Below are 6,937 nucleotides of genomic sequence, written 5' to 3' on the forward strand. Positions count from 1 at the left end.
GCGGCTCATGTCTGGTTTCAGCAGGCGCACCTTCCTGACGGCGATGGGTGTCGGCGTGGCGGGTGTGCCGCTGCTCGACGGCCAAGCGTTTGCGTTCACCGCGGGCACCACGCTCGACACCGCGGCCGCACCGATCGGCACCAGCGGCTACCGCAGGCTCGCGGCAGGGCCCGGCTGGCCGACGGTCGTGCGCAACGACCTGATCCAGGCGAAAACCGGCAGGGAAGCTCGGCGCCGAGCGCTGACCAGCTTCGTGCAGTTCAGCGACATGCACATCTGCGACGCCCAGAGTCCGCTGCGCTTCGAGTACCTGCACCCGATCATGGGCTCCAGCGCGCACCGGCCGCAGGAGGCGCTTCTGACGCAGGGCTCCACGTCGCTCGTGAAGCGCGTCAACGCCGTCAAGAGAGGGCCGCTGACCGGCAGGCCGTTCGACTTCCTCATGACGACCGGCGACAACACGGACAACCACGAGAACATCGAGCTCGACTGGTTCCTCGCGATCCTCAACGGCGGCCGCATCACGCCGAACACTGGCGACAGCAGGTACGAGGGCGTGCAGAACGCGGGCATCAAGACGTTCTGGCAGCCGGACATGAGCGGCTCGGACGACTACAAAGCAGCAGGCTTCCCGCAACTCAACGGACTGCTCGACTCGGCCGTCAGGGAGTTCACCAGCCCAGGGCTCGAAATCCCGTGGTTCGCAACCATCGGCAACCACGACGACAGCGTGGTCGGCGCGCTGCCGGACGGCCTCCTCGACAGCTGGTACACCGGCCGCAAGAAGATCGTCGGCTTCGGCGACCCCGTGCAGAACGCGAAGGTCGCGCAGGCGTTCAACGACCCCAAGGCCATCCCTGAAGCGATGGCCATCCTCGCCACGGGCGGCGTCGTCCGGACCGTCACGCCAGACAGCAGGCGACGACTCTTCGACACCGGTGAGTTCGTGCGCAAGCACCTGCCAACGGGCGGCCACGGGTACACGGACGCCAACGCGGACGGCACGGACGTCTTCTACACGTTCCGGATGGCGCCGGGCGTCACGGGCATCAGCATGGACACCACGAACCTCGCCGGCTTCTCGACCGGCTCGATCGGCCTGCACCAGCTCAACTGGATCGAGAAGACGCTCAAGCGCAACAGCTCGCTCTACTACGACTGGCTCGGCAGGCCGACCCGGCAGAACGTCACCGACGAGCTGTTCGTCCTGTTCAGCCACCACACGAGCACGACCATGGGCAATCTGCTGCCGGACAAGCGACGCCCGCTCGACCCGCGTATGAACGGCGACGCGCTCGTCAACCTGCTGCACCGCTTCCCGAACGTGCTGGCGTGGGTCAACGGCCACACGCACCGCAACGTGATCACGCCGCACCGCCACGACACGGCGTCCCGCAGCTTCTGGGAGATCAACACCGCCGCGCACGTCGACTACCCGCAGCACGCCCGCGTGATCGAGGTCGCGGACAACGGCGACGGCACGTTGTCGCTGTTCACGACGTTGCTCGAAGCCGACGCGCCGTACCAGGTCGACTACGACGACCGGTCAGACACGGCGCTGGCGAGCCTGTGCCGCGAGTTCACCTACAACGACATCCACTCGCGGACGAACCCGCTGGGCACGCTGCTGGACCGGAACACGGAGCTGCTGGTCAGCGTGCGCTGAGGTAATACTTCCCACACCCTGATCGCGGTGATCAGGAATTTCAGCGGCCTAAGGTCGTTGACGTGGCAGTGGACATCTCGCTAACCCCACCGCAGCCCCGCCCGAGCGCGGCGGCCATGAGGCGTGCGCTGCGCCGGGCAGCTGACGGTGCCGTGCTCGACGCGACCGAGGCCTCCGTGTTGCTGCATGCGCGCGATGAGGACCTCGACGCGTTGCTTCAAGCGGCCGGCAAGGTGCGGGACGCGCACCTGCTCGCCGAAGGGCGTCCCGGGGTCGTCACCTACAGCCGGTCGGTGTTCATCCCGCTGACCAGGTTGTGCCGGGACAGGTGTCACTACTGCACCTTCGCGACCGTGCCGCACAAGCTGCCTGCCGCGTTCCTGGAACGCGACGAGGTGCTGGCGATCGCGAAAGCAGGCGCCGAGCAGGGCTGCAAGGAAGCGCTGTTCACCCTCGGCGACCGGCCGGAGGACCGCTGGCCGCAGGCGAAGGAGTGGCTGGAGGCACGCGGCTACGAGTCCACTTTGGACTACGTGCGGGCCAGTGCCATCGCGGTGCTCGAGGAAACAGGCCTGCTGCCGCACCTCAACCCCGGCGTGCTGAGCTGGGAGGAGCTGACCAGGCTCAAGCCGGTCGCGTCCAGCATGGGCATGATGCTGGAGACCACGGCGGAACGGCTGTGGAGCGAGAAGGGCGGGCCGCACTACGGCAGCCCGGACAAGGATCCCGCCGTCCGCCTGCGGGTGCTGACGGACGCCGGACGCGTCAACGTTCCCTTCACGACCGGGATTCTGATCGGCATCGGCGAGAACCTGACCGAGCGCGCCGAGTCGTTGCTCGCGATGCGTCAGGTCGCCAAGCAGTACGGGCACATCCAGGAAGTCATCATCCAGAACTTCCGCGCCAAGCCGGACACGGCGATGCGCGGCATGCCCGACGCCGACCTGACCGAGCTCGCGGCGACGATTGCCGTTGCGCGCCTTGTCATGCCGTCCACCGTGAGCGTGCAGGCGCCGCCGAACCTGGTCGGCGAGGAGTTCGACCTCATGCTGCGCGCGGGCGTCGACGACTGGGGCGGCGTCTCGCCGATCACGCCGGACCACGTCAACCCCGAGAAGCCGTGGCCTCAGGTCGACAAGCTCGCGGACATCACGCGCGAAGCCGGTTTTTCCTTGCAGGAGAGGCTGAACGTCTACCCGCGCTACGTCCGTGCGACGGCGGGGCAGTGGATCGACACCCGGCTCACCGCGCACGTTTCCGCGCTGGCGTTGGAAAGCGGCCTCGCGAACCCCGACGCGGAAGTCGTCGGCCGTGAGTGGCAGGAGCCGGACGGCGGGCTCGACACGTACGGACGCGCGGATCTCAACACCGCGATCGACACCGAAGGTCGCACGAGCGACCGTCGTGGCGACTTCGACGAGGTCTACGGCGACTGGGACGAGCTGAAGATTCCCGTTGCCCCGCAACGGCTTTCCGAAGACGTCCAACGTGGACTGAAGATCGCCGCGAACGACCCGGCGGCGTTGCTCGACGACACCGACGCCGCGATGGCGCTGCTCACCGCCGACGGCCAGGCGTTGGAAGAGATGGTGAAGCTGGCCGACGACCTGCGCCGCGAGGTGGTCGGCGACGACGTCACGTACGTCGTCAACCGGAACATCAACTTCTCGAACGTCTGCTACGTCGGCTGCCGGTTCTGCGCCTTCGCCCAGCGCGAGCGCGACGCGGACGCGTTCAGGCTCTCGGCTGAGGAGGTCGCCGACCGGGCGCAGGAGGCGTGGGACTCGGGTGCGACCGAGGTCTGCATGCAGGGCGGCATCGACCCCAAGCTGCCGGTGACCTACTACGCCGACATCGTGCGGGCGATCAAGAAGCGCGTGCCGGGCATGCACGTGCACGCGTTCAGCCCGATGGAGATCGTTTCAGCCGCCGCGAAGGCCGGCGTGAGCGTGCGCGAGTGGCTGAGCGAGCTGAAGGAAGCCGGGCTCGACACGATTCCCGGTACCGCGGCCGAGATTCTCGACGACGACGTGCGCTGGGTGCTGACCAAGGGCAAGCTGCCCACTTCCACCTGGCTCGACGTCGTCGGCACCGCCCATGAGCTGGGTATTCGCTCGTCGAGCACGATGATGTACGGCCACGTGGACCACCCCGGCCACTGGCTCACGCACTTCCGGGTGCTGTCCCGGTTGCAGGACCGGACCGGTGGGTTGACCGAGTTCGTGGCGCTGCCGTTCGTGCACCGCAACGCCCCCATCTACCTGGCAGGAGTCGCCCGCCCCGGCCCCACCCGCCGGGACAACCGGGCCGTGCACGCGTTCGCCAGGCTGGCGCTGCACGGACGCGTCGACAACATCCAGTGCTCGTGGGTGAAGCTCGGCGACGAGGGCACCGCGGAGATCCTCAACGGCGGTGCGAACGACATCGGCGGCACGTTGATGGAGGAGACCATCAGCCGCATGGCAGGGTCCGAACACGGGTCGGCGCGCACTGTGAGTGAGCTTGAGACCCTGGCTTCACTAGCAGGGCGTAACGCCCGTCAGCGGACTACGACATATGGGCGAGTGCGAACCGATCACCGGTGACCGATAGTCTGATTCGGCGCATCGACGCTACCGGTGATCGGTAGCTTGGCGGCCAATCAACTAGCAAGGTTCACCCGTTCCGGGTGGGTCTGTGCCTTGGGGAGGCTCGGCAAGTGCACGGCATGAGTCTGGTACTGAGTGCTGCGGTCGAGAGCAGCATGACCGGTACGGCAGCTGGTCCCGTGGGTCTGATCGCGGTCACGGCGGGCGTCGGCGGTCTGGTGTACGGCCTGGTGAAGCGCCGCAAGCCGGCCCCGGTCATCGCGGCGAACCAGCGCGTCGACCTGGTCCAGCAGGACACCACGCAGAACTGATCCGCGCTGGTCTGAGAAGATTTCGTTCGTGTCCACGGAGAACGCGCCTGCAGAGCCCGTAAAGCGTCCCCGCGTCCTGTCCGGCATCCAGCCGACGGCCGGGTCGTTCCACCTCGGCAACTACCTGGGTGCGGTGCGGCAGTGGGTGGCCCTGCAGGACGACCACGACGCGTTCTACTGCGTCGTCGACCTGCACGCGATCACCGTGGAGCAGAACCCGAAGGAACTGCGCCAGAACACGCGCGTCTCGGCCGCTCAGCTGCTCGCGCTGGGCATCGACCCGGATCGGGCGACCCTGTTCGTGCAGTCGCACGTCCCGGAGCACGCCCAGCTCGGCTGGGTCATGCAGTGCCTGACGGGCTTCGGCGAGGCGTCGCGGATGACGCAGTTCAAGGACAAGTCCTCGCGTTCCGAGAACGCGGTCGGCGTGGGCCTGTTCACCTACCCGATCCTGCAGGCCGCGGACATCCTGCTGTACCAGGCGCACTACGTGCCGGTCGGTGAGGACCAGCGCCAGCACCTGGAGCTGACCCGCGACCTGGCGACGCGCTTCAACTCGCGCTACGGCAAGACCTTCCGCCTGCCTGAGGCGTACATCGTCAAGGACACGGCCAAGATCTTCGACCTGCAGGAACCGACGGCGAAGATGAGCAAGTCGGTCCCCGGCGGCGTCGTCGAACTGCTGGAAGACCCGAAGCGCTCGGCCAAGAAGATCCGCTCGGCGGTCACCGACACCGGCCGCGAGATCATCTTCGACGTCGAGAACAAGCCGGGCGTCTCCAACCTGCTGACGATCTACTCGGCCCTGACGGGTCGTTCGGTGGAGTCACTGGTTGCCGATTACGACGGCAAGGGTTACGGCGACCTGAAGAAGGACCTCGGCGAGGTCTTCACCGAGTGGGTCACGCCGGTGCAGGAACGCGTCCGCATGTACCTCGACGACGTGGCGTCGCTGGACAAGATCCTGGCTCGTGGCGCCGAACGCGCTCGCGAGGTCGCGGCCGGCACGTTGCGCCGGACGTACGACAAGATCGGGTTTGTTCTGCCCGAGTAGTGCAGGTGCACTAGCGTCTTGTTCGTGGACAAGTGGCGGCGGAAGTACGCGTGGCTCGACCACATCATGCTGGCCTACGAGCGCTACACCGAGCGCTACGGCACGCACTACGCCGCCGCGGTCACGTACTTCAGCGTGTTGTCTCTCGTGCCGATCCTGATGATCGGGTTCGCTGTCGCCGGGTTTGTGCTGCAGTCGCAGCCTGATCTGCTGGCTGAGCTGCGGTCTGTGATCGCCGAGGCCATTCCGGACAAGAACCTGGTCGAGCAGATCAACGAGGCCGTGGACACCGCTCTGGAGTCCAAGGGCACGGTCGGCATCATCGGTCTGCTCGGTGCCGCGTACTCCGGCCTTGGGTGGATGAGCAACCTTCGCGATGCGTTGACTGCGCAGTGGGGGCATGACAAGCAGAACCTGCCGTTCTTCGGGACGTTGTGGCGGGATCTGGTCGCGTTGATCGGGCTTGGGCTTGCGATCGTGGTGTCGATCGGGATCACGGTTGCCGGGACTGGGTTCGCTGAGGACATCCTCGGGTGGTTGGGTTTTGAACGCGCTGGGTGGGCTCGGGTTTTGCTGGCCATTGGCGCGATTGTGCTGTCGTTGCTGGCCAACTGGATGGTGTTTTTGTGGGTGCTTGCTCGGTTGCCTCGTAAGCCCGTTGGGTGGCGTAGTGCGTTGCGCGGGGCTTTTGCTGCTGCTATCGGGTTTGAGGTTTTGAAGCAGGCTGCGTCGATCTTTTTGTCGTTTGTTACTCGGTCGCCTACTGCTGCGGCTTTTGGGTCTGTTATTGGTGTGCTGGTGTTTGCTAATTTGGTGGCGCAGTTTTTGTTGTTTATTGCTGCTTGGACTGCTACTGCTCGGGAGAATCTTGAGCCTGTGGTGGTTGCTGTGCCGCCTCCTGCTGTTATTTCTCCTGTGGTTTCGGTTCGGAGTGGGCCTTCGCCTTCGTTGATGTTGGGGGCTGGGGCTGTTGTTGGGGCTTTGGTTGGGTTGCGGTTTCGGAAGCGGTAGGGCTGCGCGTCTGTTCCGTAGGCCGTCCCCCGGTTGCGTCGGCGGGTCCTGTTCCGTGTCCGTAGGTGGGCGCGTGCCGTGCGTCTGTTCCGGTTGCGTTCTGGGAGCTCTGCCCCAGACCCCGCCAATCTGATCAAAGACCCACCAGCGCTACACGCGGGTTGATGGCACGCCTGTTGCTTTGGGCGGCTGCCGGTTGCGTAGGTGCTTGCGTTGGTGGGGTGGGTCCCGTCACGAGTCGCGTCGGAGCGAGCCGCGCCAGAGGGGTTGGGTCAAGTCGACGAAAAGCGTGTCGACTTGACCCAAC

General features: G+C 66.1%; 5 protein-coding genes. All 5 read left to right on the forward strand.

The genetic code is table 11. The features are described from left to right. The first annotated feature begins 7 nt into the window (after positions 1 to 7). The 5 genes from AB0M24_RS43305 (at position 8) to yhjD (ending at position 6,630) form a co-directional block, all read left to right on the forward strand. Positions 8 to 1,666 (forward strand): TIGR03767 family metallophosphoesterase, encoded by a 1,659-nt coding sequence (locus AB0M24_RS43305; RefSeq protein WP_363780188.1) that lies wholly within the window; start codon positions 8 to 10, stop codon positions 1,664 to 1,666. Between the two features lie 62 nt (positions 1,667 to 1,728). After that, positions 1,729 to 4,251: a bifunctional FO biosynthesis protein CofGH gene (locus AB0M24_RS43310; RefSeq protein WP_363780190.1), complete on the forward strand. Its 2,523-nt coding sequence runs from the start codon at positions 1,729 to 1,731 to the stop codon at positions 4,249 to 4,251. Positions 4,252 to 4,373: 122 nt separating this feature from the next. Next, positions 4,374 to 4,565, forward strand: coding sequence for a hypothetical protein (locus AB0M24_RS43315; RefSeq protein ID WP_363780192.1), 192 nt, complete (start codon positions 4,374 to 4,376; stop codon positions 4,563 to 4,565). Positions 4,566 to 4,593: 28 nt separating this feature from the next. Beyond that, positions 4,594 to 5,619 (forward strand): tryptophan--tRNA ligase, encoded by a 1,026-nt coding sequence (trpS, locus tag AB0M24_RS43320; RefSeq protein ID WP_363780194.1) that lies wholly within the window; start codon positions 4,594 to 4,596, stop codon positions 5,617 to 5,619. A gap of 24 nt (positions 5,620 to 5,643) precedes the next feature. Next, positions 5,644 to 6,630: an inner membrane protein YhjD gene (yhjD, locus tag AB0M24_RS43325; protein WP_363780196.1), complete on the forward strand. Its 987-nt coding sequence runs from the start codon at positions 5,644 to 5,646 to the stop codon at positions 6,628 to 6,630. Positions 6,631 to 6,937: the final 307 nt, after the last annotated feature.

The organism is Lentzea sp. NPDC051838, assembly GCF_040681245.1.
In the GTDB taxonomy this organism is placed as follows: domain Bacteria; phylum Actinomycetota; class Actinomycetes; order Mycobacteriales; family Pseudonocardiaceae; genus Lentzea.

Coding starts and splice junctions, on each gene's coding strand:
- AB0M24_RS43315 (WP_363780192.1), top strand. CDS start 4,374: ATGAGTCTGGTACTGAGTGCTGCGGTCGAGAGCAGCATGACCGGTACG.
- AB0M24_RS43305 (WP_363780188.1), top strand. CDS start 8: ATGTCTGGTTTCAGCAGGCGCACCTTCCTGACGGCGATGGGTGTCGGC.